The 26,335-nt window shown below is 54.4% G+C and carries 24 protein-coding genes; 13 read left to right on the top strand and 11 right to left on the bottom strand.

The window, feature by feature from the left end; all coding sequences use genetic code 11:
- Nucleotides 1-107: 107 nt before the first annotated feature.
- Entirely contained in the window at nucleotides 108-995 is an 888-nt protein-coding gene (locus NXS97_RS02485) for a LysR family transcriptional regulator (protein WP_014593769.1), read from the bottom strand.
- Nucleotides 996-1,089: 94 nt separating this feature from the next.
- Between NXS97_RS02485 and NXS97_RS02480 the strand changes: the two genes are divergently transcribed.
- The 6 genes from NXS97_RS02480 (at nucleotide 1,090) to NXS97_RS02455 (ending at nucleotide 5,763) form a co-directional block, all read left to right on the top strand.
- Entirely contained in the window at nucleotides 1,090-2,337 is a 1,248-nt protein-coding gene (locus NXS97_RS02480) for an MFS transporter (RefSeq protein WP_015700247.1), read from the top strand.
- 165 nt (nucleotides 2,338-2,502) lie between these two features.
- Nucleotides 2,503-2,760 (top strand): hypothetical protein, encoded by a 258-nt coding sequence (locus NXS97_RS02475; RefSeq protein ID WP_112900373.1) that lies wholly within the window; start codon nucleotides 2,503-2,505, stop codon nucleotides 2,758-2,760.
- A gap of 202 nt (nucleotides 2,761-2,962) precedes the next feature.
- Nucleotides 2,963-3,508, top strand: coding sequence for a cytochrome b561 (gene cybB, locus NXS97_RS02470; protein ID WP_112900372.1), 546 nt, complete (start codon nucleotides 2,963-2,965; stop codon nucleotides 3,506-3,508).
- 165 nt (nucleotides 3,509-3,673) lie between these two features.
- Complete coding sequence (locus tag NXS97_RS02465) at nucleotides 3,674-4,858, top strand: sugar transporter (protein ID WP_019105173.1); 1,185 nt, start codon at nucleotides 3,674-3,676, stop codon at nucleotides 4,856-4,858.
- A gap of 456 nt (nucleotides 4,859-5,314) precedes the next feature.
- Nucleotides 5,315-5,638, top strand: coding sequence for a hypothetical protein (locus NXS97_RS02460; protein WP_112900371.1), 324 nt, complete (start codon nucleotides 5,315-5,317; stop codon nucleotides 5,636-5,638).
- Between the two features lie 26 nt (nucleotides 5,639-5,664).
- A complete protein-coding gene (locus NXS97_RS02455) occupies nucleotides 5,665-5,763 on the top strand; it encodes a YoaK family small membrane protein (protein WP_015700245.1) in 99 nt (32 codons plus the stop codon).
- A gap of 1 nt (nucleotide 5,764) precedes the next feature.
- Here NXS97_RS02455 and NXS97_RS02450 read toward each other — a convergent pair whose 3' ends face one another.
- Nucleotides 5,765-6,031 (bottom strand): DksA/TraR family C4-type zinc finger protein, encoded by a 267-nt coding sequence (locus NXS97_RS02450; protein ID WP_014605780.1) that lies wholly within the window; start codon nucleotides 6,029-6,031, stop codon nucleotides 5,765-5,767.
- A 102-nt stretch (nucleotides 6,032-6,133) separates the two neighbouring features.
- Nucleotides 6,134-7,729, bottom strand: a complete 1,596-nt coding sequence (locus NXS97_RS02445; protein ID WP_013025860.1) for an ABC transporter substrate-binding protein — start codon at nucleotides 7,727-7,729, stop codon at nucleotides 6,134-6,136.
- 127 nt (nucleotides 7,730-7,856) lie between these two features.
- Here NXS97_RS02445 and pepT point away from each other — a divergent pair, with 127 nt between their 5' ends.
- The gene (gene pepT, locus NXS97_RS02440; RefSeq protein ID WP_116219752.1) at nucleotides 7,857-9,083 is read left to right on the top strand and encodes a peptidase T; all 1,227 of its coding nucleotides are present in this window, start codon (nucleotides 7,857-7,859) and stop codon (nucleotides 9,081-9,083) included.
- Between the two features lie 56 nt (nucleotides 9,084-9,139).
- Here the strand turns inward: pepT and NXS97_RS02435 are convergent, their stop codons facing one another.
- Together NXS97_RS02435 and NXS97_RS02430 are read right to left on the bottom strand one after the other, a co-directional pair.
- Nucleotides 9,140-10,810 (bottom strand): methyl-accepting chemotaxis protein, encoded by a 1,671-nt coding sequence (locus tag NXS97_RS02435; protein WP_013025862.1) that lies wholly within the window; start codon nucleotides 10,808-10,810, stop codon nucleotides 9,140-9,142.
- A 210-nt stretch (nucleotides 10,811-11,020) separates the two neighbouring features.
- Nucleotides 11,021-12,541: a carboxylesterase/lipase family protein gene (locus NXS97_RS02430; protein WP_112900368.1), complete on the bottom strand. Its 1,521-nt coding sequence runs from the start codon at nucleotides 12,539-12,541 to the stop codon at nucleotides 11,021-11,023.
- 172 nt (nucleotides 12,542-12,713) lie between these two features.
- On the opposite strand from NXS97_RS02430, the gene NXS97_RS02425 reads away from it, so the two are divergent.
- Nucleotides 12,714-13,148: a DoxX family protein gene (locus tag NXS97_RS02425; RefSeq protein ID WP_029568808.1), complete on the top strand. Its 435-nt coding sequence runs from the start codon at nucleotides 12,714-12,716 to the stop codon at nucleotides 13,146-13,148.
- A 33-nt stretch (nucleotides 13,149-13,181) separates the two neighbouring features.
- Here NXS97_RS02425 and NXS97_RS02420 read toward each other — a convergent pair whose 3' ends face one another.
- Both NXS97_RS02420 and NXS97_RS02415 read right to left on the bottom strand, forming a co-directional pair.
- Entirely contained in the window at nucleotides 13,182-14,522 is a 1,341-nt protein-coding gene (locus tag NXS97_RS02420; RefSeq protein WP_116219753.1) for a VOC family protein, read from the bottom strand.
- 67 nt (nucleotides 14,523-14,589) lie between these two features.
- Nucleotides 14,590-15,930 carry an aromatic acid/H+ symport family MFS transporter gene (locus NXS97_RS02415; protein ID WP_013025866.1) on the bottom strand — a complete coding sequence of 447 codons (1,341 nt, stop codon included), beginning with the start codon at nucleotides 15,928-15,930 and terminating at the stop codon, nucleotides 14,590-14,592.
- A 318-nt stretch (nucleotides 15,931-16,248) separates the two neighbouring features.
- Between NXS97_RS02415 and NXS97_RS02410 the strand changes: the two genes are divergently transcribed.
- Entirely contained in the window at nucleotides 16,249-17,169 is a 921-nt protein-coding gene (locus tag NXS97_RS02410) for a LysR substrate-binding domain-containing protein (RefSeq protein ID WP_013025867.1), read from the top strand.
- Here NXS97_RS02410 and smrA read toward each other — a convergent pair.
- Nucleotides 17,166-17,732: a DNA endonuclease SmrA gene (smrA, locus tag NXS97_RS02405; protein WP_014593778.1), complete on the bottom strand. Its 567-nt coding sequence runs from the start codon at nucleotides 17,730-17,732 to the stop codon at nucleotides 17,166-17,168. The two genes, NXS97_RS02410 and smrA, sit on opposite strands and share 4 nt — an antisense overlap.
- Nucleotides 17,733-18,050: 318 nt before the next feature.
- On the opposite strand from smrA, the gene NXS97_RS02400 reads away from it, so the two are divergent.
- Together NXS97_RS02400 and uspE are read left to right on the top strand one after the other, a co-directional pair.
- Nucleotides 18,051-18,791 (top strand): FNR family transcription factor, encoded by a 741-nt coding sequence (locus NXS97_RS02400; protein ID WP_013025869.1) that lies wholly within the window; start codon nucleotides 18,051-18,053, stop codon nucleotides 18,789-18,791.
- 119 nt (nucleotides 18,792-18,910) lie between these two features.
- A complete protein-coding gene (gene uspE, locus NXS97_RS02395) occupies nucleotides 18,911-19,864 on the top strand; it encodes a universal stress protein UspE (protein ID WP_013025870.1) in 954 nt (317 codons plus the stop codon).
- A 48-nt stretch (nucleotides 19,865-19,912) separates the two neighbouring features.
- Here the strand turns inward: uspE and pntB are convergent, their stop codons facing one another.
- Together pntB and pntA are read right to left on the bottom strand one after the other, a co-directional pair.
- Nucleotides 19,913-21,301, bottom strand: a complete 1,389-nt coding sequence (gene pntB / locus NXS97_RS02390; protein WP_013025871.1) for a Re/Si-specific NAD(P)(+) transhydrogenase subunit beta — start codon at nucleotides 21,299-21,301, stop codon at nucleotides 19,913-19,915.
- A gap of 3 nt (nucleotides 21,302-21,304) precedes the next feature.
- A complete protein-coding gene (gene pntA / locus NXS97_RS02385) occupies nucleotides 21,305-22,837 on the bottom strand; it encodes a Re/Si-specific NAD(P)(+) transhydrogenase subunit alpha (protein WP_028715180.1) in 1,533 nt (510 codons plus the stop codon).
- A gap of 533 nt (nucleotides 22,838-23,370) precedes the next feature.
- Between pntA and ydgH the strand changes: the two genes are divergently transcribed.
- Nucleotides 23,371-24,324: a DUF1471 family protein YdgH gene (ydgH, locus tag NXS97_RS02380; RefSeq protein ID WP_013025873.1), complete on the top strand. Its 954-nt coding sequence runs from the start codon at nucleotides 23,371-23,373 to the stop codon at nucleotides 24,322-24,324.
- A 210-nt stretch (nucleotides 24,325-24,534) separates the two neighbouring features.
- Nucleotides 24,535-25,923: a basic amino acid/polyamine antiporter gene (locus tag NXS97_RS02375; RefSeq protein ID WP_105076981.1), complete on the top strand. Its 1,389-nt coding sequence runs from the start codon at nucleotides 24,535-24,537 to the stop codon at nucleotides 25,921-25,923.
- Here NXS97_RS02375 and NXS97_RS02370 read toward each other — a convergent pair.
- Nucleotides 25,920-26,330 (bottom strand): hypothetical protein, encoded by a 411-nt coding sequence (locus NXS97_RS02370; RefSeq protein ID WP_013025875.1) that lies wholly within the window; start codon nucleotides 26,328-26,330, stop codon nucleotides 25,920-25,922. The two genes, NXS97_RS02375 and NXS97_RS02370, sit on opposite strands and share 4 nt — an antisense overlap.
- Between the last annotated feature and the right edge of the window lie 5 nt (nucleotides 26,331-26,335).

The raw sequence follows: 26,335 nt of genomic DNA, 5'->3' as shown, positions 1-26,335 counted from the left end.
CTAAATAAATATCCGCTATGGTGCGGCAGATTCACTTTTTGCGGCAAATATTTGCTTAGATATGTGATTTAACACACATAATTTTTCTGGCTTAGGCGGATAAATTGTCACTCACGGCGCAGTAACGCCATCATATGCGCCATCTGCGCACTCATTTCGCGTTCGCCCGACCAGACCAGCCACATCTCCGACTGCGCATCAGGCTCCTCCAGCGGTAACCACACTACGTTCGCCAGACGCGCGTGGCTGAAGGAGGCAGGCAAGATAGATACACCCAGCCCGGTCGCGACCAGTCCGAGAATAGTCATGGCCTCGCCCACTTCCTGGGTAATGTAGGGCCGGATCTGATAGCGCTGAAGCAAATCCAGGATTTCGCTGTACAGTGCCGTTCCCACCTGAGGATCAAAAAACACAAAGGGTTCCCGCGCCAGCGCCTGCAAGGTGATCCGCCCTGCCGTCGCCAGCGGATGGGCTTTATGCACCACGGCGCACAATGGCTCGCGCAGCAAAAGCTGATGATGCAAATCGGCGGGGAGCGGCGTGTTGCGCATGACGCCGAGGTCCAGCTTGCCCTCATGCAGCGGAGCCAGCTGCTGACGGGTGTTAATTTCCTGCATCTGAACATGTACGTTGGGCCAGCGCTGGCGAAACACATAAAGCGCATCTGACATCACGCCAATAAAAGCCGCAGAGGAGGTAAATCCAATGCGCAGCTCTCCTTCTTCACCGCGATGCAGACGCGCGGCGCGCTGGGTTGCCTGCTCGACCTGTAACAGGATTGCCCGCGCATCCTGTAAAAACTGCGCGCCGGCCGGCGTAAGCTGCACGCTACGGTTGGTGCGGTTAAACAGCTGCGCGCCGGTTTCCGCTTCAAGCTGCATGATTTGCTGACTCAACGGCGGCTGGGAGATGTGTAAGCGCTGGGCTGCGCGACCAAAATGCAGCTCTTCCGCAACGGCAATAAAATAGCGCAGGTGACGCAGTTCAATATTCATAGGTTAAACGTCTTATTTAAGATGATTAATATATTAGACAACCTAATAGACCTTTTCTACAGTAACACTCTGTTTTTACTCATAAGGATCCCCTGTGAATCGCTCTTCACCTGCGGTGCCGCTGGACAGCGATATGCCTGCGCAGTCTGAGGCTTCCGCGTCTGACTGGATTGTGCGCGGCACCCGGCCTTTTATGCGCGTCACGCTCGCCTTGTTTTCTGCCGGGCTGGCCACCTTTGCCCTGCTGTATTGCGTGCAGCCTATTCTGCCGGTGCTCTCTGCACAGTTTGGCATTTCTCCCGCCGCGAGCAGTATTTCGCTTTCCATTTCCACCGCCATGATGGCCCTGGGATTACTGGTGACAGGCCCGCTGTCAGATGCCATAGGACGGAAGTCCGTGATGGTAACGGCGCTCATGCTGGCCGCAATCTGTACCCTGCTCTCTGCCACTATGACCAGCTGGCACGGCATTTTACTGATGCGGGGCTTGATCGGCTTATCGCTGAGCGGTGTGGCCGCGGTGGGCATGACCTATCTGAGTGAAGAGATTCATCCCAGCGTGGTGGCCTTTTCGATGGGGCTGTACATCAGCGGAAACTCGATTGGCGGCATGAGCGGCCGCCTGATAAGCGGTGTATTAACTGACTTCTTTTCATGGCGCATAGCCATTGCGGCCATTGGCTGTTTTGCCCTCGCCGCTGCCCTGATGTTCTGGAAAATCTTACCGGAATCGCGCCATTTCCGTCCGGCCTCGCTGCGCCCGCGCCATCTGACCATTAACTTCCGTCTGCACTGGCGCGATGCGGGATTGCCGCTGCTGTTTGCCGAAGGCCTGCTGCTGATGGGCGCCTTTGTGACGCTGTTCAACTATATTGGCTATCGCCTGTTGGGCGCGCCGTGGCATTTAAGTCAGGCTGTGGTGGGCTTGCTGTCGGTGGTTTATCTGACCGGGTCATGGAGTTCCCCGAAAGCCGGCGCGTTAACCAGCCGGTTTGGGCGCGGCCCGGTTATGTTTGGCTCGACCTTTATTATGCTGATGGGGTTACTGCTGACGGCATTTAACGGTATCGTGCTGATCTTCATTGGTATGATGCTGTTTACGGCAGGATTTTTCGCTGCGCACTCCGTGGCGAGCGGCTGGATTGGCCCACGCGCTCGTCGGGCAAAAGGTCAGGCTTCTTCGCTCTATCTGTTCAGCTATTACGTCGGCTCAAGCGTGGCGGGTACGGCTGGCGGCTTTTTCTGGCATCAGTTTGGCTGGGGCGGCCTGACACTGTTTATCTCCGCTTTACTGCTGTTAGCGTTGTGGGTTGCCTGGCAGCTGCACCGCCGCAAACTCTAGCAAAACTTAATGAATATTCCGGGTGTTTGACTGCCCGGAATGCGGCCCGTACAAGAATTGTCCGTATTATCAGTATGATTGCCTAAAGCACGCGTTTCCCCGCTATAATCGGTTTGATCCCAAAGATTAATGTCATCTTTGAATTCACAGCAAGGGGGAGACCTAATGGCGCGATACTATTACGTCAACAAACAATCAGGCTACAACGATAATCACGTGGTTCATGCAAGCGGCTGTAAATATCTTCCGGATTTGGAAGGTCGGCTGTTTCTCGGCACATTTTATTCCGCAACCGCAGCCATTCAGCAGGCCCGTAAGTACTATCCCGGTTCATTAGGGTGCGATGCGTGTTGCCCGGTTGTCCCGGGTAAAAATGTGCACACTCAGGACAGTGTGGCGCTTAAGCACGGCGTGGATTTCTGATTACGCAACGCCCGTTTGACGTCAGTATGGCGGTTGCTGGCCGCCATTCTCAGCTCAGCCCGTGTGCCGGTTATCCTCGCCTTCTCTGCCCCCGAGTCTGCTGTCTGCGGTTGGTCTGTCATCCCACAGAGTCGTCATTTCGTTAAGCTTTTTCATTTTTTTCCGTTATCTTAGAACCCTTACTTTCATACAGGGCTCTACCATGCGTAATAAATTCGCATCGTCTCAAATTGCGCTTCACTGGCTTACTGTTCTGCTGCTCATCATTGCCTATGCCACGATGGAGTTACGCGGCTATGTCGAGCGGGGTTCCTGGCAGCGCTTTGCGATGATGGTGACGCATTTCAGCGCCGGGGCGACGATTCTGGTGGTGATGCTGTCGCGATTACTGCTGAAACTCCGTCATCGTAGTCCCGCCATTGTTCCTCCGGTGCCGCGCTGGCAAACCGGGCTGGCTCACCTGACGCATACGCTGATTTATGCGCTTTTCATCACGCTTCCGGTGCTGGGACTGGCATCGCGTTATCTGAAAGGTCGCGAGTGGCAGTTATTTGGTATACCGATGCCGGTGGCGGCCGAACCTGACTTTGATCTGTCGGATATGCTGACCGACTGGCACGAAATGCTGGCCCCACTTGGCTACTGGCTGATTGGCTTACATGTGGCGGCGGCGCTGTTTCATCATTACGCCCTGAAGGACAATACGCTGCTGCGGATGATGCCCGGACAGCGTCATCGCGAGCCGTAAACGCCATACGGCCGTATCGGGCAAAAAAATTTCATCTTAATCTGCGCCTGGTGGTTCCACCCGGCGCGTAATTCCTCCACAATAACCGCTAAAGTGTGACGCAGGTCACTATCATGGGGTGATCGCCCTGACTCCTTTTTGACGCACAGACTGATTTAACTTCTCATGCCATTAACAACTGTTTCCCGTAAAACGGCCTGGCTACGCGTGGTCTTGTTGGCCATCGCCGCTTTTGTGTTCAATACCACCGAATTTGTGCCGGTCGGTTTACTGTCCGATATTGCCGCAGGCTTTTCGATGAAAACGTCTGAAGTGGGCATTATGCTGACGATCTATGCCTGGGTGGTGGCCTTACTGTCACTGCCTTTGATGCTGCTGACGCGGAATATTGAACGCCGGTTCCTGTTAACGGTTCTGTTTATCGTCTTTATTGCCAGTCATGTGCTTTCTACATTTGCGTGGAGTTTTACCTCCCTGATCGTATCCCGTGTGGGAATTGCGTTGTCCCATGCGGTGTTTTGGTCAATTACAGCATCGCTGGCAATTCGTGTTGCCCCCGCAGGTAAAAAAACCCAGGCACTCAGCATGCTGGCAACCGGCACCGCGCTGGCAATGGTTTTGGGCGTGCCGATTGGACGCGTGGTCGGTCAGGCGCTGGGCTGGCGAACAACGTTTGGCGTGATCGGGCTGTCCGCCCTGGTGCTGATGATTATGCTGGCGCGTATCCTGCCACGGTTGCCCAGCGAGCACACGGGTTCGCTTAGCAGCGTTCCCCTGCTGTTCCGCCGACCGGCGCTGGTCGGGATGTACCTGCTGGTGACGTTAATTGTGACCGCGCACTATACGGCCTACAGCTATATTGAGCCTTTTATGCAGCTCGTTGCCAATGCCAGCGAGGGGTTCACCACCTTACTGCTGCTGCTGTTCGGTTCGGCGGGCATTATTGGTAGCCTGTTATTCAGTTCGCTGGGGAAAAAATTCCCCTCTGCGTTGCTGATTGCCGCTATCGCGCTGGTGACGCTGTGCATGGGACTGTTAATCTTCGCCGCAGTCCGGCCCGGCGCAATCATTACCCTGTGCGTGGTCTGGGGAATGGCAATGATGATGATTGGCCTGGCGATGCAAATCCGCGTGCTGTCTTTAGCCTCAGACGCGACGGACGTCGCGATGTCATTAATGTCCGGTATTTATAATATCGGTATTGGTGCGGGCGCGCTATTAGGCAGCCAGGTCAGCGCTTACATGAGCCTGTCTGATGTGGGTAATGTGGGAGCGATCATCGGACTCGCGGCGCTGTTATGGTGTATTTATATTTTCAAACGTTATCCGCAACTGCGTTCGAACGGATGACAACAGCAGGCTTCGTGATGACGGAGCCTGCTCTGGTTTATTCCTCACAGACACAATGCGTGAAAACAGCCGCTCGGCTACCGGCACCGGGATAATGCCGCCGCGCGTTGGCGGTTATCTGCGTCATCGATCACGCCGCGTCACCAGCCTGCCCGACATTAGCCAGCACGAGTCTGTGAATTAAGGTCACAGACAACCCTAAACATTAAATAACGGAATACGCACCGCCCCCCGCGTTTTTAACGTCGTAACCTGAGACAGCGTATTGGCCGGTATAAAATTGGCACGTGTAAATTGGTTATTTAAGCCGCATCGTTAAGGTAAAAAACGTCTGGGAATTCGCCTGCCGTTAATAAGCTAAAAAAGTTCGTTAAATATCACTACCCTATTCTCAACACTTCCATTACCTATGTTTACCCCGTATAACGGAGAAAATCGTTAACGTCAGGTGTCATAATGACGAGGAAGTGGTTAACTCTTTATTTGTCACGCAGCGTCAGCCGGGTCATGCTGGATGATATTCGGGCAATCTTGCCCACTGATGAGGTGAAAATTTTTCTCAATGACTTAGACGATGCCTGCCATGCCACAGTAGAATGTGTGCAGGCAGAGAATACCTGCGCGCTTGTGGCCTCGGCGATTGTTGTGTGGCGTCAACTGGGTCATATCCACACAATGATTTACACCAAAGGCGAGATACGGCGTGCGGTAAATGAGGCGACCCAGTTTGAACTCTTTACGTTGCTGAAGAACCATCACGCCGTGTTACGGCTGGCTTAATCCCTGAATAGACTCACAGGATAAACATGAGAATTGGTCTGTTGTTCCCCATTGCTATCATCGTGGCCGGCATCGGTTTTCTCGCCTGGTTCATCGGCAGCGGCCTGGCCATGCCGGGATCATAAGTCAGCGAAGCTGGCTGTCTTTACTGCCGCGACGGTTGTAAAGGCTGGTTTCTTTTTGCTGCTTATCGATTTTTTCCTGACAGGTGACACAGTAGCGCACGCCTTTCAGTGCCTGACGGCGCGCCGCCGGTATCGGTTCGCCGCACAGTTCACATTCCGTGGCGCTTTCGCCCTGACCGATCGACTGGCGCACGCGTTCGATCCCGTCGTTAACGGTACTGTCGATCTGTTCCTGAACCGCCCCTTCTGAAGCCCAACCGTTCGCCATGTTATTTCCCTTCTGAACACCAAACACACTCTTAACTGTACAACATATCTGACATTTTGCAGGCAAGGCGGCACACGTCCCTGTGAGCCGCCGCATCATGGATTACGGCTTGATATCGACCTGATAAAAAATATGCTTGCCGAAGGGATCCACTTCATAACCGCTGACCGTCGTGCGTATCGGTTCATAAATGGTGGAGTGGGCAATCATGACGGCGGGCATCTGGTCATGCATGATCTGCTGCGCCTGCAGGTACATTTGAGTCCGTTTGCGCTGATCCGGTTCGGCCCGGGCTTGGGTGATCAGGGTTTCAAACGGCTGATAGCACCACTTTGATGAGTTTGAACCACCTTTCGCCGCGGTGCAGGTATAGAGCGGTCCGAAAAAGTTATCCGGATCGCCCGTCGCCGTTGTCCAGCCCATCAGGGCAGCCTGATGTTCACCGTTGCGCACGCGTTTGAGGTATTCGCCCCATTCATAACTCACGATGTTGGCCTTGATGCCGACTTTTGCCCAGTCGGCCTGGATCATCTCCGCCATCCGGCGCGCATTCGGATTATAGGGGCGCTGAACCGGCATCGCCCACAGCGCGATTTCCGTTCCCGGTTTCACACCCGCTTCGGCCAGCAGGGCTTTAGCCTTTTCCGGATCGTAATCGTAGTCTTTGAGATCCTTGTCTGCGCTCCAGACGCCAGGCGGAAGAATATTTTTGGCGACCGTGCCCGTGCCTTTAAAAATGGCCTCAATAATGGCGGGTTTGTTTATCGCCATGGCCAGCGCCTGACGGACTTTCACATTATCAGTGGGCGCTTTAGTGGTGTTGAATGCGAGAAAACCGGTATTCAGCCCTGCTGCCTGTTTGAGCGTGATCGCCTTGTTCTGTCGCATTTTGTCCAGGTCGGCCGGATTAGGGAATGGCATCACCTGACACTCATTTTTTTCCAGTTTGGCGTAGCGCACGGCGGCATCCGGCGTGATGCTGAAAATCAGCCGATCCAGTTTGGCTTTCCCCTGCCAGTAGTCAGGAAACGCCTTATAGAGAATGCGTGAATCTTTTTGATACTGCACTAGCTGGAAAGGTCCGGTGCCTATCGGGTCCATATCCACCTTCTCTGGCGTGCCGGCCTTTAGCATCTTGTCCGCGTATTCCGCTGAATGGACAGAGGCAAAGTACCAGGCCAGGTCGGCCAAAAACGGTGACTCCGGATGGGCCAGGGTGAAGCGCACGGTGTGATCGTCGATGCGATCGATATGGGTGATAAGCGTCGCCAGCTGCAGGCTGTCGAAGTTGGAATAATTGCCACCAGAGACCGCATGATAGGGATTTTTGCTGTCCATTTGCCGCATAAACGAGAAGATCACATCATCTGCGTTGAAATCGCGGCTGGGCGTAAACTGCTTATTGCTCTGAAATTTGACGTTGTGCCGAAGATAAAAGGTATAAACCTTGCCGTCCGGGCTGATATCCCAACGTTCTGCCAGGCTGGGAATCAGTTCGGTCGTGCCCGGTTTGAAGTCCACCAGGCGATTGAATACCGGTACAGCACTGGCATCCACGCTGGTTCCCGAGGTGTAAAGTTGCGGATTAAAATTTTCAGGGGAGCCTTCGGAGCAGTACACCAGCGTTTTTGCATGGACGCCGCCCGCCAGAGCCACACCTGCAGTAAGCAGTGCCAGGGTCGTAAACCTGTTTCTCATTATTGTCCTCGCTTTCTGTTGACTTCCGTTAGTCTGAATATCTAAATGAATGATTTAGCGCTTTGATAGATAGCATGAATCACCACCATAGCGAACCCCGCAGTACGTCAACTAATAAGGATTAGTAATGACCGACAAACTTCAGGCGCAACTCATTACGCGTTTTTTTCGTTACCTGGCGGTAAGCAGCCAAAGTGATGCAAAGTCCACCACCTTACCCAGCACCCCCAGCCAGCACGCGATGGCGCAGCTGCTGGCGGACGAATTACGTGACCTTGGCCTTGAGCAGGTTGTGATTGATGAACATGCCACGGTAACGGCGCTGAAACGAGGAAACTGCCCCGATGCGCCGCGCGTGGGGTTTATCACCCATATCGACACGGTTGACGTGGGGCTGTCCCCTGACATTCACCCGCAGATCCTCACCTGGCAGGGTGAAGACCTTTGTCTGAACCCACAGCAGGACATCTGGTTACGTCGGGATGCGCACCCGGAGATCGCGCCCTATATCGGCCAGCAGATTATTTTCAGCGACGGCACCAGCGTGCTGGGCGCCGATAACAAGGCGGCCGTGAGCGTCGTCATGACGCTGATGGAGAATTTGCAGGGCAAACACGGCGACGTCGTGGTGGCGTTCGTGCCGGATGAGGAGATCGGGCTGCGCGGCGCGAAAGCGCTGGATCTTGAAACCCGTTTTAATGTGGATTTCGCCTGGACGATTGATTGCTGCGAGCTGGGCGAAGTCGTTTATGAGAACTTCAACGCGGCCGCAGCGGAAATCCGCTTTACCGGTGTGCCGGCGCATCCGATGTCGGGCAAAGGCGTGCTGGTCAATCCCTTACTGATGGCTCACGATTTTATCAGCCACTTCGACCGGCAGGCGACGCCGGAACATACCGAGGGTCGCGAAGGCTATATCTGGTTTAACGAGATGCAGGCCAACGCCAGCATTGCCACGCTTAACGCCTCGATTCGCGATTTTGATCTGGCAGGCTTTGCTGCACGCAAACAGCAGCTGCAGGCGGTCAGAGATATCATCGCCGCGCGCTATCCCACGGGCAAAGTTGAGCTAACCCTTCGCGATATTTACAGCAATATCAGCAATGCGATGGGCGAAGATCGTCGGGCGGTTGATCTGATTTTCGCCGCCCTGCAAGCGCTGGATATTGCGCCTAAGGTGATCCCCATGCGCGGCGGCACCGATGGCGCGGCTTTGTCGGCGAAAGGTCTGTTAACACCCAACTTCTTTACTGGCGCGCATAACTTCCATTCGCGCTTTGAGTTCCTGCCCGTGACCTCCTTTGTGAAGTCATACCAGGTGGCAGAGAAGCTGTGTTATCTGGCGGCGGAGTGATGGGATACAGGCAGTAAAAACCGCCTTCGCGATGAAGGCGGTGGTCAGATGCGGGTTTAGAAAGTTACCCAATCGCCGTTATCCGCCGACGCGGCTTTAGGCTGGAATGAGGTCGTTGGGCTGGCCGGCTGTGAGGGCGGCTTCCGCGTTGACGTCGGTGCCAGGGGCGCATCGCTGGACAGGCGGAACTGTGCGACAGAGGCCTGCAAGGCTTCCGTCTGCAGCGCCAGCGCACTGGCGGCGGCGGAGACTTCTTCCACCAGCGCGGCGTTTTGTTGGGTTACGCTGTCCATTTCCGTTACCGCCGTGCCAACCTGCGAAATGCCTTTGCTTTGTTCTTCTGAGGCGGCCGCGATTTGCTTCATGATCGCGTCAACATCCTGCACCGATTTCAGAATACCGCTCATGGTGCCGCCGGTCGTGCTAACCAGTTGCGCCCCCTTTTCCACGCGCTCAACGGAATCCGCAATCAGGCCAGCGATCTCTTTTGCCGCACCCGCACTACGCTGGGCCAGATTTCTGACCTCACTGGCCACAACGGCAAAGCCACGGCCCTGTTCCCCGGCGCGGGCGGCTTCTACTGCGGCGTTAAGCGCGAGGATATTGGTCTGGAACGCAATGCTGTTGATGACGTTAGTAATCTCTGCAATTTTCTTCGAACTGTCAGAGATTCCGTTCATCGTGGTGACCACTTCACCGACAAGACTACCGCCCTGTTTGGCCGTGATCGTTGCGGCTTCGGTCAGGGTACTGGCCTGACGCGCATTTTCCGCATTGAATTTCACGGTCGCCGTCAGTTGTTCCATACTGGCTGCGGTTTGCTCAAGCGCGGCAGCCTGCTCTTCCGTACGTGAAGACAGATCGTTATTCCCAATCGAAATCTCAGCGGCTCCGCGTGAAATGTTTTCCGTGCCGCTACGAATCGCACTGACGGCTTCGCGCAGGCTGTCCTGCATGGCGCTCAGTAAGGGCACCAGTTTGCCGACGCAGTTACGGCCCATATCTTCAACCGGCTTGCTGAGATCGCCTTTGGCGATGACTGAAAAATGTTCGCGAATTTTTTCCAGCGGCTTAACCAACATTTTTACCAGATAACGGTCGGTAAACAGCAGAATCAGCAAGCCAATCACCACGGTGACTGAAATCAGGGTTTTGGTCATCGCGGTCATGCGATCGACTTCAACCCGCGTTTGACCCAGTTTGACACTTGCCACTTTATTGAAGTTTTCAGTACTGGCACCAAAGGCACGGCTCAGCGCAGGGGTGACGTCATTTGCCTGTTGGCGATAGCTGTCCAGCGAATCCTGGCGGGCACGCTGAAGCTGAACCGTCACGCCCTGGTCGAGCAGTTTTTGCCATTTATCAATAACGTCATTGGCAACGGCTGCATCCATTGGGCCGGGAGAGAGCTGTTTGAACAGGGTCAGTTGCTGAGACATACTGTCCAGTGCCTGCTGTACGGGCGCGAAAGCCTCATCGTTTTGCGCTGTGCCTGCCGCTTTTTTCTCCATGACGCGCGACAGGCGCGTAATCATACGAAAGTACTGATCGTTGCCCTTACTCAACGCGGTCATCTGCTCCACGATATGGCGATCGACATCGTTGCCGTCACTCAACGAATTGAGCGAATGAATACTGAACAGCCCGATTCCGCTCCACAGCAGGCAAAACAGCCCGAGTATTGTCAGCATTACCGCGCGAATTGTGAAATTTTTAAGCATACCCATACTGAAATCCCTTAAACGTTAACCCGTGACACCGGGCGTATGGGATATATCGGCAGAAAGACCGAAAATGTAACAGCGCTGTTAAACTTTTTTATGCTGGTGCAGTGCCTCCGCGACAGATTATCGTTCCAGCAAAAATCAGCCTGGAGGGCGCGCAGGATGGCACCCGGCACGAGGGCTGAGGGCTGAGGGCTGAGGGCTGAGGGAGCACTATAGGCGAACCATACGCGACATCATCAGACGAAACAGCGCCAGCCGCCGACGCATAAAGCGCGGCATGAGTCTGAGCCCCGCTTTTCCCTCGCACCCGAGTGACATTGTCACGTCATTATTCGCCTGCCAGGCAGGCCAGGGCAAGATCCCGTCCAGTTGCGTCGTGCTGGTGTCCACGTCGCGGGCAAAGAGAAACCAGTAGTCACTGACCTGCTGCGCAAACGCGTAATCGGCGGCCGTAAAGCGGCGATCGTCGCTGACAGCGGGCAGGTTATGCAGCGTATTCATGACGTAGGGGATTTCGTTACCGTGCCAGGTGCCGTGCGGAAAAAGGTCCCGCGAATGTTCAGATACGTAATCAAACCAATAGCGCCAGCCCGGCATAGCGACTTTTTGCTGCGCCCGCATCACCAGCCAGGGAAGCAGGCTAAACGTCATATCCCGTGCCACGGCACGTCCGAGCAACGCATCCGTCTCAAGCGGATAAATCCATTTCAACAGCTGATAGCTGAACCGGTTTTGACGACGAAGCCGGTCTACCACCGTGGCGGCATCGACACCGAAATACGCCAGTACGCTGGCTTCGTCGCTGTTGCTTCCGGCCATCAGCGGCAGACGATGCTGACGTCCGGCCATAAACGTCTCCAGTACCGGCGCGGGAAGGACCGCATCGCCCGCGATGGCAACAGGACCGAGCCCGTAGCTGCTGTCCAGTGACCAAAAGGCCTCAGCAGGCAGCGCGCGCAGCTGTTCCATGCTGGCATCAGCGGGCAAACCTAAACGTCTGGCCACCTGCACGCCTTTCTCAAGCGCCGTGGTACGCGTCACGTCTGGCAGACTATAGGCACTCTGCACAATTCCCTTGTGGAACAAACCGGCTGACAGGGGCGAACAGCACAGCGATAACAGGCTACGTGCGCCAGATGACTCGCCAAACAGCGTTACGTTACGGACATCGCCGCCGAATGCGTGAATATGGCGCTGAACCCAGCGTAAAGCCGCGATCTGATCCAGCAGGGCAAAATTGTGAAGCGTCCCGGTCGCCGACTGCTCTTTTTCCATGGCCGGATGGGCAAAAAAGCCCAGATGGCCCAGCCGATAGTTAATCGTGACGATAACCGCGCCGCGTGAGGCCAGCGGTTTGCCGTTGTAGGGAGCCAGCCCGCCGGAACCGAGGGTAAATCCGCCCCCGTGCAGCCATACCATCACCGGCAGAGGCTTATCGGGCTGCAGTTCAGGCGTCCAGACATTGAGATAAAGACAGTCCTCGCTGAAATCGCCGGGATCGCCGCCGCCAATCGCAAGGCAGTATTCGCGGTTCTGCCAGCTCGCGGCAGAAAAATGCAGTGCGCTTCGCACGCCCTGCCAGGGGATGACGGGCTGGGGCGCGCGCCAGCGCTGGTCCCCCACCGGCGGCGCAGCATAAGGAATACCTTTAAACACAAAGATCCCGTCATCGATGCCGCCTTGCAGCTCACCGTCCGCGATAGCGATCTTCAGGCCGTGCTCATTTTTCATGCATTATTCCTTGTCTGCGTAGGCGGTCATTATTTCAGGCCATCTGTCTTTGTCCAGAAACACAGCGGGTAAAAATACCGAAAATGTGCGGCGCACGTCCGCCGGGATTGACCGCTCCCGGCGAACCTGTTTTTAGTACTGCATGTCGTTTAACGCGTGAGAGGAATAGAAAATGTTCAGTGGCATCAATCAGCTTTTTGTTCGAATGACCGATCATCCTGACCTGGGCAAGCTGTTATTGCGTCTGACACTGGGTGGACTGCTGCTGTTTCACGGTGAGTTCAAGCTGGTGCACGGGGTGGGCTGGATTTCCCAACTGCTGCACCAGCACGGCTTGCCAGGATTTCTTGCCTGGGGTGCCTGGATCGGGGAAATTATCGCCCCGCTGATGCTGATTGTGGGGCTGATGACGCGGCCTGCGGCGTTCATTGTGGCGGTGAATATGGTGGTGGCAACGCTGCTGGTCAAAACTGGGGCACTATGGCATCGCACCGGCGTGGGCGCCTGGTCGCTGGAGACCGAAGCGCTGTTTCTGCTGGGTGCGCTGGTGATCATGCTGCTGGGTGCGGGAAGATTCACGCTGATACGTGATTCACGGCTGCAATAGTCGCGCAATCCGGGGCAATCGCGCCCCGGTGGGTTAGCATGCCAGGCCGCAACGTTGTAATGAGGCTTCCTGACGCTGGGCATACAGCGCCATTTCGTCCAGTACTGCGCAGCCCAGTGCGGCTTCAAAGCTGCTGCGGCTTGCCTGGCCTGACGAGCGCGCCTGGGTGTGATCCCCGAGGTTGGACTGAAAAATCCCCGCCGCACTGACCGGTAGAAAATCCTCATAAATAATGGGATCGGCCAGAATGCGGCCCTGTTCGATCAGGGCGTCCAGCGGTTCACCGGGCTGAGGCGGTTCAGCCCGGCCTTTATCACTCAGGCGATAATGAAACCAGGCCATAGCCTCCCGGCGTAGATCGGTTTCGTTATCCGGAAAAGCCTGAAATACAGCAGACAACCGTTGCTGATGCTGTTGATTGTCAGCGCCGCTTCCGGCCTCAGTCAGCAGCCGATCGTAAAGCGCGCGCCCCTGTGGGGTTAAGGCTGCGCCGCGCTGTTCTATCTCACCAAATCTTGCCGTATGGGTGCCCTGATAGCCATCTTTGAAAACGACAGGTTCCTCCAGCGCTTTAAAACTGGTCTGGCGTAATAAAATCGGCACCTTGCGCCGAGGCGGGCCTTCAATAACGTTTTTGGGATCGATACCACGTTCGGGCATTAACGCCTGAACGCGATCAATGTCCAGGGTTCTCGGTGTCAGGTGGTTGATATGACAGGCAGGAAAACACACGACGTCCGCAATTAGCCGGTGTTGTTGATTAAGGGCCTGATAGGTGTGGCTTTCAACAAGGCTATGCGAGTGCCAGCGAAAGGTTTCTAACGCCTCGGTAATAAAGCGCTGCGCCTGCGTCTCAGTCAGACCGCCCTGCTGTTGATGCTGTTGAATTAATGCGCGACAGCCTGCGGTGAAAATGTCCCGCGAGGCCAGGATTGCGGCAGCTTCATCGCGCAGCGCCGGGTCTTCAATCAATTCAAGCCGCAGTAATGAGGTAAAAATACGGAACGGATTACGACGCAACGCGTCGTCGTCAACAGGGCGAAACGCGGTTGAGTGTACCGGTACGCCCGCCTGAGAAAGGTCATAATAGCCGACCGGGAACATGCCCATAACGGCGAACATCTGACGCAGCATGGCCAGTTCTTCGGCGCTGCCAACGCGGATTGCACCGTGGCGTTCCAGGCTTAAACGGCTCAGCTCATCGGCTTGCGCCAGGCGCTGCTGCAGGGCGCTGTCCGCCGCCAGCGAGGCCTGATTAACGTCTTTGACCAACTGCATCAACGTGCCGTACAGCGGCACTTCCTGCTGATACATGTCCGACATTGCCTTTGAAAAGCCCGTACGGATGGCATCCGCACTGATAGCGTTATCCATAATCACCACCTGAAAGCATGAGCGTTGCAGCTACTGTAATCCAACGCGTTGCCGTCAGCGGAAAAAATCATGAATTTGTGATCGGCTTAAAACCATAACGGTTTTTAATCACCAGCATCGCTGTCGTGAGGACGGCCGGAATCGCCAGAAGCAAAAAGATCAGGTTAAAAGACCAGCCGAGCGACAGCATTTCTGCTCCCACAAACGCGCTGAGGATGGCACCGATTCGGCCCACGCCATGCATCCAACTGGAGCCGGTCGCGCGGGCATGGGTAGGATAATAGCTGGCTGATAAGGCATTCATTCCGGTATTAGCACCGTTAAAGCAAAAGCCGCTACAGAAGGCTATGCTGCTCATGACGGTGACCTGCGCCGGTGAGAAACCCAACGCCACAATGGCAATCCCGCCACAAAAATAGATGACGGCCAACGCCAGGTTGGCATTAAATCTGTCCATCAGCCAGCCGGCAAATAACGAGCCCAGGGTGCCGCCCGCCTGATACATGGCGGTGATAATGGCGGCCTGGGTCACGGTCATCCCCTGTTTACTCACCAGCGAAGGCAGCCAGCTGCCTATCAGATAAACCAGAAAGAGCCCCATAAAATAGCCGCCCCACAGCATCAGGCTGCCAGTACGGTAGCGGGGAGAGATAACCGTGGCGATTGCGTTTTTGTCTGGCTGAGTGGCGTCCGCTTCGGAAGATTGAAACTGACTGTGCGGGTTCGTACTGCCCGGAATCATACGCTCCAGAATGGTTCGGATGCGTTCTGCCGGCGCACCACGGCTAATTAAGAAACGCACTGATTCTGGCAGTTGCCGTATCAGCACCGGGAGCACCAGCAGCGGTAAAATACCGCCCAGCAACAGAACAGAATGCCATTCGTAACGCGGTAACAGCCAGGATGCCGCAAAGCCTCCGCTGGCTGCGCCAAAGGTAAAGCCGCAGAAAACCACGGTGATGATGAATGAGCGACGGCGCTCGGGGGCATATTCTGCGACCAGGGTGCTGACGTTCGGCATGGCTGCGCCCAATCCGAGCCCGGTCAAAAAGCGGAACAGGATCATCTGCTCAATGCTATGCGAAAACGCGGTGACCAGCGTCCATAAGCCAAAAAACAGCACGCTGAATATAATCATTAAGCGACGACCAAAGCGGTCGGCCAGTGGACCGGCGATCATGGCGCCCAGCGCCAGGCCAATAAGCGCCGCACTAATGACGACGCCTAACTGATGGTTCGTGACGTTCCAGGACGCTTTCAGCGAGGGCGCGATAAACCCCATGATGGCGATATCCATCCCATCAAGCGCCACGACGATAAAACAGAGTACAATCAATCGAATTTGGCCACCGCTCAGGGCACCCTGATTGATTAACCGGCGAACGTCTACCGACTCAACGCTGCTCACGGACGTACTCTCCTTAACGAAATAACTATCAGTTTTGGTAAAAAAAACGGCGCTTATGATAGCCGATCGTTAACGATAAAACGCGTGAATTTTACACGAGAATAATAATCATTCAAAAAATGGTCAGTTAAGTTAATGATTTTTCAGTCACGACTGGCGGCTACGTTATCCGACGATAGCGCCTCAAGCATTATTTATCAGTAACTTAAATGAAAACCCGATAAAAAGTACATATTGTTAATAAAAATTTGCAGCAAAGTTAACAAAATCCAGCTTAAATAGTTGCCAGTTACCTGGCAATGTCATTAAGTTTAGGAAATGGAAAAAAATATCCTTTTCAATCAGCGCATTCGCTTGCGTCATTTACATGCCTTTGTTGCCGTTGCGCAGCAGGGAACGCTGGGGCGTGCAGCCGAGACGTTAAGTCTTAGCCAGCCTGCACTCTCTAAAACCCTTAACGAACTCGAGGAACTAACGGGCGTCAGGCTGTTCGAACGCGGCCGACTGGGCGCACAGCTCACCACCATGGGAGAGCAGTTTCTGACGCATGCGGTAAAGGTGCTGGATGCACTGAACCATGCCGGTCAGAGTTTTAACGAACAGATCAACGAGCGTCCTGCCGTGATTCGGCTTGGCGCGCTTACGACTGCCGCGATGGGCATGTTGCCACAGATTCTCGATCGCTTTCATCAACTGCGTCCTAACACCACCATTCAGGTTGCCACGTTGCACAACAATGTCTTGCTGGCCGGACTGCGCGCGGGCGAATTTGATATCGGCATTGGTCGTATGGCTGATAAAGAGATGATGACCGGCTTAACCTATGAACTGCTGTTCCTCGAATCATTAAAACTGGTTGTCAGGCCGGAACATCCCCTGTTAAGTGACAACGTCACCTTATCCCGCGCCATGCAGTGGCCGGTAGTGATTTCCCCCGAAGGGACGGCTCCGCGCCGCCTGGCCCAGCAGATGCTTGACGAGCAGGGCTGCTGTTTACCGCCACATTGCGTTGAAACCTCTTCCACCTCGCTGGCCCGCCAACTGGCGCTACGCTATGACTACATCTGGTTTGTGCCTTCAGGCGCTATTAAAGAAGATCTCAGTCACAACGCCGTCTTCTCGCTGCCCATTACCTCTCCAGGCCCTGGCGAGCCGGTCGGTATTATCACCCGGACCGGCGATACCTTAAGCCTGAGCGCTGAGGTTCTGATGAGTACTATTCGTAAATTTCACAGTTAGCGACTGCGTTTTGCATGTCGCTCCCAGTTGTCCTGACGCGCTTTCTCGGTCTTACGTAATCCGACGTAAAGCGCGCCCGCCCCGCCGTGCTGCTTTTGCGCCACACAGAAGGTCTGCACCTCATCCAGCTCCCGTAGCCAACGATCCAGATAACTTCGTACGATGTTGGCGTGGGATTCACTGTCGCGCCCTTTACCGTGAATGATAAGCAGGTTGCGAAACCCGGCTTGCCGCACCTCACGAATGAAATTAAACAGGTTCTGGCGACAGACCTCTACAGGCTGACGCAGTAAGTTAAGGCTGGCGTCCAGCGTATACTGCCCCTTGCGTAGCTTATCTAACACGCCCTGCTGAATGCCCTCTGCTTTGTATTCCAGAGGCTGATCCAGCGGGATAATATCCAGATAACCGCGCGTTAAGATGTTTTCATCTTCCTGTTCTGGCGGCAGTTGACGTGCTTTTTTACTGGCGGAGAGCGGATTCCACCGCGTGTTGTCCGCATCTCTGAGTGGCGTAACGTCATTCATCGCGTCACGGAACAGATTGTCATCGTCAAGGTTCATCGCTCGCCCCTGTAAAATGATATGACGCAAAATAGTGCTTAACCCGAATAGTAGCAAAATCGGGAAAGTCTGCGCTAACCCCGTTTTTAACCCTTATTCCCGGCCTTAAGATAAAGAAAGATCCTGTCTGAAATCATAAAACCGTAAACATATATTGACGGCCGTTACACTTTGACATCAAGAAAGCCAGTAATAACAGCCTTAAGCGAAGTGTAACAGACCACACTTTTTGTATGCCTAAAAACTGCTCGGATGAGTTCCTTTGCGAGCGAAAAATGGTAAAATTGACCGCAGTCAATTATCGTCGAGCAAACCACTATGTTCCCTGAAAAACGTATACAGTCAGGCGGTTGTGCGATTCACTGCCAGGATTGCAGCATTAGCCAGTTATGCATCCCTTTCACACTGAACGAACATGAGCTTGATCAGCTAGATAACATTATTGAGCGAAAGAAACCCATTCAGAAAGGTCATACGCTGTTTAAAGCCGGTGACGACCTCCGCTCCCTTTATGCTATCCGTTCCGGCACGATCAAAAGCTATACCATCACTGAACAGGGCGATGAACAAATTACCGGGTTCCATCTGGCGGGTGATCTGGTCGGTTTTGACGCCATCATGAATGCCAGCCATCCAAGCTTTGCCCAGGCGCTGGAAACGGCGATGGTCTGTGAAATCCCCTTTGATACGCTGGATGATTTATCGGGCAAAATGCCGGCCCTGCGTCAGCAGATGATGCGTCTGATGAGCGGCGAAATCAAAGGCGATCAGGACATGATCTTGTTGCTGTCCAAGAAGAACGCTGAAGAACGGCTGGCGGCCTTTATCTGGAACTTATCCCGCCGTTACGGTCAGCGGGGGTTCTCACAGCGTGAGTTCCGTTTGACCATGACGCGTGGCGATATCGGCAACTATCTGGGGTTAACCGTTGAAACCATTAGCCGTTTGCTGGGGCGTTTTCAGAAATCAGGCATGCTGGCGGTGAAAGGGAAATACATCACTATTGAGAACCACGCCATGCTGGAAGGTCTGGCGGGCCAGAGCCATCAGGCAGCCTGATGGTTAAGCCGGGTTAATAAATGTTATTTTATTGATCCGGCTACATCTTTTTCACTTTCTTACTGCGTTGAACATAGGCTATCTTTAATCCAGTCGCTTTGGTTTAAGGAGAGTAGCCTATGTCCCAGTATCAAAATATTCTGGTCGCCATCGATCCTCAACAGGATGACCAGCCCGCGCTGCGACGTGCGGTATATCTCAACCAGCTTATCGGCGGCAAAATCAAAGCTTTTCTGCCTATCTACGACTTCTCATATGAGATGACCACCCTGCTCTCACCGGATGAGCGCACCTCAATGCGTCAGGGCGTGATCTCTCAGCGCTCAGAGTGGATACGCGAACAGGCCCAGGCCTATCTGGATGCAGGCGTGGATATTGATATCAAAGTGATCTGGCATAACCGTCCTTACGAAGCCATCATTCAGGAAGTGCTGGCTCATCAGCATGATTTGGTGCTTAAGATGGCGCACCAGCACGATCGGCTGGAAGCGGTGATCTTTACGCCAACGGACTGGCATCTGTTGCGTAAATGTCCTTGTCCGGTGTGGATGGTCAAAGATCAGCCCTGGCCCGAAGGTGGCAAAGCTCTGGTGGCGGTTAACCTCGCCAGCGAAGAACCTCACCACGATGCACTGAATCAGAAACTCATTCGTGAAACCGTTAAACTGGCAGAAAGCGTAAACCATACCGAAGTTCATCTGGTGGGCGCCTATCCCATCACGCCGATCAATATTGCCATTGAGCTGCCCGACTTTGATCCCAGTGTGTACAACGACGCGATTCGTGGCCAGCACCTGGTGGCGATGAAAGCGCTACGGCAGAAGTTCTCTATCAGTGAAGAGTTCACCCATGTCGAGAAAGGTTTACCGGAAGAAGTCATACCCGAACTTTCAGGGCATCTGGGCGCGGGGATTGTGGTATTAGGCACTATTGGCCGAACCGGACTATCGGCCGCTTTCCTGGGCAACACGGCGGAACAGGTGATCGATCACCTGCGCTGCGATCTGCTGGCGATAAAACCGGATGACTTTGTTTCGCCGATTACGCTTGAAGAGGATGACGAGCACGACTAATCAGGCGAGGTTCGCAACAAGGGCGACACATTGTGTCGCCCTTGTTTATTACAGCGCTTTAAGAATATTTTCCACGCTGGCTTTGGCATCACCAAACAGCATTTGGGTGTTTTCTTTGAAGAACAGCGGGTTTTGCACACCGGCATAGCCGGTATTCATTGACCGCTTAAACACAATCACGTTTTGCGCCTTCCACACTTCCAGCACCGGCATACCGGCAATCGGGCTGCCGGGATCGTCCTGAGCGGCGGGATTGACCGTATCGTTGGCACCGATCACCAGCACCGTATCCGTGTCGCTGAAGTCATCGTTAATTTCGTCCATCTCCAGTACCACGTCATAAGGCACTTTTGCCTCAGCCAGCAGGACGTTCATATGGCCGGGTAAACGCCCAGCGACCGGATGAATACCGAAGCGTACCTTGATGCCACGGGCGCGCAGTTTTTCGGTGATCTCGGCCACCGGATACTGTGCCTGTGCCACCGCCATCCCGTAGCCGGGCGTGATAATGACGCTCGTGGATGACTTAAGCATTTCTGCGGTGTCTTCCGCACTGATCTCGCGGTGTTCGCCAGCCTCTTCGCTGTCCGTTACCGCGCTGCTGTCGCTGCCAAAGCCGCCGGCAATGACGCTGATAAACGAACGGTTCATCGCCTTACACATAATGTAGGAGAGGATGGCACCCGATGACCCCACCAGCGCGCCGGTTACGATAAGCAGATCGTTGCTGAGCATGAAGCCTGCCGCCGCCGCCGCCCAGCCTGAATAGGAGTTCAGCATAGAAACGACGACCGGCATGTCTGCCCCGCCGATGGAGGCAACCAGATGCCAGCCGAAAGCCAGTGCAATGACCATCATGACAAACAGGGCAAATCCCTGCGCGCCGCTACTGTCTGTGTTGACGAACCACAGCAACAGCAGGAATGACACGATCAGCGCCAGCAGATTCAGCTTATGCCGGTGAGGCAACATCAGCGGTCTGGACGACAGTTTCCCGCACAGCTTACCGAACGCAACCAGCGATCCTGTAAAGGTGACCGCACCAATAAAGATACCGATAAACACTTCGCTGAGATGGATATTTTCCATGACTGCGGGCAGTCCGGGGGCATGATCGATATAGCTGTTGATCCCCACCAATACCGCAGCCAGCCCGACAAAGCTGTGCAGAATGGCAACCAGCTCGGGCATTTCTGTCATTTCAACCCGTCTGGCTAACCGGATGCCGATGGCCCCGCCGATCACCATGGCCAGCAAAATCCAGACGACATTGCTACTATCGGGACCAAAAATGGAGGCGATGAGCGCAATTGCCATGCCGCTGATGCCAAAGAGATTCCCTTGTCTTGAGCTTTCATGTTTAGAAAGCCCGGCAAGGCTCATAATAAAAAGTATTGCGGCAACAATGTATGCTGCTGTCACTAATCCGCCAGACATGTGTTACCCCTTACGAAACATTTTCAGCATGCGCTGCGTGACGGTGAAGCCACCGAAAATATTGATGCTGGCGATCAATACGGCAATAAAAGACAGGAAGCTGACCCAACCGCCATGTCCCATTTGCAGCACAGCGCCTACCACGATAATGCCGGAAATGGCATTGGTGACAGACATCAGCGGTGTATGCAACGCATGGCTCACGTTCCACACCACGTAGTAACCCACTACGCAGGCGAGCGCGAAGACGGTGAAATGTGACAGGAATTCACGGGGTGCGACGTTCGCCAGGCAGGCAAAAAGCACGATGGCCAGCGCCAGCAGCAGATAGCTGCGTCGTGGCGATCCCGTCGCAACCTCACTCTTTTTCTGCACCGGTGCAGACGTGGTTGTGGCTTTAGGTGCAGCCGAGACCTGAATCGGTGGCGCAGGCCAGGTCACCTCGCCATCGCGCACGACGGTAACGCCACGGATGACAACATCGGCGAAATCGATAGCAATTTCACCGTTTTTCTCTTTGCACAGCAACTTCATCAGATTAACGAGGTTAGTGCCGTAAAGTTGTGAAGACTGGGTGGGTAAACGGCTCGGTAAATCGGTGTAGCCAATGATTTTCACGCCGTTGGCGGTGACGGTAACCTGATCGGCAACCGTCAGCGCACAGTTGCCGCCGGTTTGCGCCGCGAGGTCCACAATAACGCTGCCCGGCTTCATGCTGGCCACCATCTCTTCGGTGATGAGCGTTGGTGCGGGTTTTCCCGGAATCAGCGCCGTGGTGACGATGATATCGACCTCTTGCGCCTGCTGAGCAAACAGCGCCATTTCAGCTTGAATAAAGGCATCGGACATCACTTTGGCGTACCCATCGCCGCTGCCCGCGTCCTCTGCAAAATCGAGTTCAAGGAATTCCGCGCCCATACTCTGGACCTGCTCTTTGACCTCAGGACGCGTATCAAAAGCGCGCACAATGGCGCCAAGGCTGCCGGCTGCACCAATCGCCGCCAGGCCAGCCACGCCGGCACCAATGACCATGACTTTTGCCGGTGGCACTTTACCCGCCGCGGTGATCTGCCCGGTAAAGAAGCGGCCAAACTCATGTGCGGCCTCGACGATCGCACGATAACCGGCAATGTTCGCCATGGAACTGAGCGCGTCGAGCGACTGGGCGCGGGAAATACGGGGAACGGCGTCCATGGCCATCACCGTGACATGTCGCGCGGCGAGCTTTGCAAGCAGTTCGGGATGCTGAGCGGGCCAGATAAAGCTCACCAGCGTGCTGCCCTCGCGGGTCAGACCTGTCTCGTCATCATCGGGTGCGTTCACCTTCAGCACGATATCGGCCTGCCAGACCTGCTGGCGGTCAGTCAGCGAGGCACCCGCGGCAAGATAGCTGTCATCATCAAAGCTGGCGCGCTTACCTGCATCATGCTCTACAGCCACGCTGAAACCCAGCTTGATTAGCTGTTCAACGGTCTTGGGCGTTGCAGCCACACGTGACTCGTTAGCCAATCGCTCTTTGGGTATTCCAATTAACATAGTTTTCCCTTTCATCGATTAAAGGAGGATGATCCTTGCGGTACACATTGCCGTGCCGATACCAACCATCAGGCAATGTGATAAAAAGCAATAACCTAATCGTTTCTAAAGCTACTGAAATTGTTACGGACGATCTACTGCACAGGCGCAGTTATGTCACATTCGCCGTAATATCCAGCCGGAGTGACACAATTCCGCATAACCTCACTGTATAGGGACATTAGCAGCAAACAATCTGCTGACTGTTGCGCGCTTCACCCTGATATTCCTTTTAAAAAAAGCTAAAATTAACAATGCATTAACTATTTTCGTACTGTTATCACAGCGCATTTCATCTTATTGTCTTAAGCGTAAGGCAAAATCGCGCGGCGCGCGGTCAGGATTGAATAATCTGGCTCACAACAAGAGATATATCGCAAAAAATGGCTGCGACAGCGTGTTTATAACATGTAATAATCAGCGGCTAATCTGTTATACATCAAGAGTCCAGCACGTTTTCGTACTCATTTTGCGTAAGGCGAAGGATCATTTTTATGAAGCTGAAGAACACTATTCTGGCATCTACCCTGTTATCTCTGCTGGCGGCAAATGCATTTGCGGCTAAAGAGCTGACGCCAGAACAAGCGGCCGCGTTGAAGCCATTCGAACGTATTAATATCACCGGTCGTTTCAATGCAATTGGCGATGCGGCCGATGCCGTTTCAAAACGTGCTGATGAACTGAATGCAGATTCTTATTACATTCAAGGCATTAACGACAGCAACGGTAACAGCGGCAACTGGCGCGTGACCGCAGACCTGTACAAGGCCAACGCGCCTAAAGCCAGTCAGGAAACTGAATACCGGATGTTCAATGGCCTGAAAGAGCTGCCCAAGGCAGAGGCTTATCGCCTGGAACCCTTCGATACCGTGACCGTCAACGGCTTCTTCCCGAGCCAGCCTGATGTGAATGACGCGATCTCCAAAGCCGCAAAAGAAAAAGGCGCAGCCTCCTTCTTTATCGTGCGTCAGGTTGATGCCAATACCGGCGGCAACCAGTTCATTACCGCGTACATCTATAAGGCCGATGCGAAACAGCGCGTGGTGCAGAGTCCGGACACCATCCCGGCAGACTCTCAGGCGGGCAAAGCAGCGCTGGCGGCAGGCGGTGCAGCCGCTAAGAAAGTGGAAATCCCCGGCGTCGCCTCTTCAGAAACCCCTAGCAACACGGTAGGCCGCTTCTTTGAAACGCAGAGCTCAACCGGTAAACGCTATACGGTGACCTTGCCGGACGGCAAAGAGATCCAGGAAGTGAATGCGGTCACGGCAGCACAGATGCAGCCGTTTGATACCGTAACCTTTAGCGGACATTTTGGTACGCCAACCGAGGTTTCACAGGAAACCGCGAAACGCGCTGCCGAGAAAGGGGCTAAATTCTACCATGTGACGCGTCAGTGGCAGAACCAGAGCGGTGGCAACCTGACCGTGACAGCCGATCTGTTCAAATAAAATACCGCAGGGCGGCGCCCGCCGCCCTGTTGTCTGTTTGCATAATTCCTGCCCGATTTTGCATAGCCACGCATTGCCATCCTTCACCGCACTCCGTAAAATCCTCCGCCTGTTTTTCAGAGTATTTAACGCGCTATACGTAACACAATGACGATATAACGTTGTGTTTATGCTGGTCATCCAGCCACTTATGCTAGCAGGAAGAACGTTTTGGAGAAAAAATTAGGCCTCAGTGCCCTGACAGCGCTGGTTCTCAGCTCTATGCTGGGCGCAGGTGTTTTCAGCTTGCCGCAAAATATGGCGGCGGTCGCCGGTCCGGCGGCGCTGTTGATCGGCTGGCTGATCACGGGCGCGGGGATTATCTTCCTCTCGCTGGCGATGCTGTTACTGACGCGGCTGAAACCTGAACTGGACGGCGGGATTTTTACCTATGCCCGCGCCGGATTTGGCGAACTGACCGGATTTTGTTCCGCGTGGGGTTACTGGCTGTGTGCGGTTATCGCTAACGTCTCCTACCTGGTTATCGTTTTTTCTGCGCTGAGCTTCTTTACGGATACGCCTGATCGGATCATTTTTGGCAACGGTAACACCTGGCAGGCGATGCTGGGCGCATCGGTGCTGCTGTGGCTGGTTCACTGGCTGGTGCTGCGCGGGGTGCAAACCGCTGCCAGCATCAACCTGCTGGCAACCCTTGGCAAACTGGTTCCACTGTTGCTGTTTGTTGTGCTGGCCGTACTGGCCTTCAATTATGACCGGTTTCACTTCGATTTTTCCGGACTCAGTTTGGGCGTCCCCTTGTGGGAACAGGTCAAGCAGACCATGCTGATCACGCTGTGGGTGTTTATCGGCGTGGAAGGCGCGGTGGTTGTATCCTCTCGTGCAAAGCATAAAAAGGATGTCGGACGCGCGACGCTGTTGGCGGTGCTGGCTGCCCTGCTGGTCTATTTGCTGGTGACGCTGCTGTCACTGGGCATCGTTCCCCGTGCGGAGCTGGCGGAAATGCGGAATCCTTCCATGGCGGGCCTGATGACGCGCCTGACGGGGAGCTGGGGTAACGCCATTATTGTGGTGGGCCTGATTATTTCCGTGTGCGGGGCTTACCTGAGCTGGACGATCATGGCGGCTGAAGTGCCCTTTATTGCCGCACAGCAGGGTGCGTTTCCACGCAGTATTGCCCGGCAGAACGCCCGCAACGCGCCTGCCGCCTCGTTATGGCTGACAAACGGCAGTATTCAGGTTTGCTTGATCCTCATTGCCCTGACCGGCGCAGATTACAACACGCTGCTCATCATTGCCTCTGAAATGATTCTGGTGCCCTATCTGCTGGTCGGACTTTATCTGATTAAAGTGGTGAAAGGACAGCAAAAACCTTGGGCGCTTGCCGTCGGTGTGGGCGCCAGCCTGTATGGCATCTGGCTGTTGTATGCGTCAGGCCCGCTGCATCTGTTTACGTCAGTGGTGCTCTATGCGCCGGGTATTTTACTGTTTATTTTTGCGCGCCGTCGCGGGCATGAGGTGGCATTGAAGCCGGTCGAACGGGTTGCCATGATGCTGATCGTGGCGGCAACCCTTCCTGCGATGTGGGAACTGCTTGCCTAGTGCGCCTGATCCAGTACGACACACAGCAGGTCATCCTGCTGTGTCAGTGCTACAGGCTTAGGGTATTCTTCATGAATAGCCTCAAGCTGCTTGTCTGACAGCGGGTACGGAAGCTGAATATCGAAGCGGGAAATGTGTTGCTGCTCGGCAAGCGTGATCAAACGGGCTATGTTGATTTCATCGCTGACCTGCGTTGAAATGATTTGTAATGCTAATTCTTTAAGCTGATCTTCACTCGCCTGTAAGCTGTGCGCAGATTTGCGTGTCACCATGCCAAATATAGGCAGTACGCCGTAGATTGCATCCACAAAGCTCCATCGTTTTTTACAGGATGCCGACAGGAAATCACTGTAATTAAAGCAGATGCGATCGCGGTATACCGCTGATGCCAGCTCTTTATCAAACACTTTGG

This window comes from Pantoea sp. B623 (genome assembly GCF_024814475.1).
GTDB classification, from domain to species: Bacteria; Pseudomonadota; Gammaproteobacteria; order Enterobacterales; family Enterobacteriaceae; genus Pantoea; species Pantoea ananatis.
This window is presented reverse-complemented; position numbering and strand designations above follow the sequence as displayed.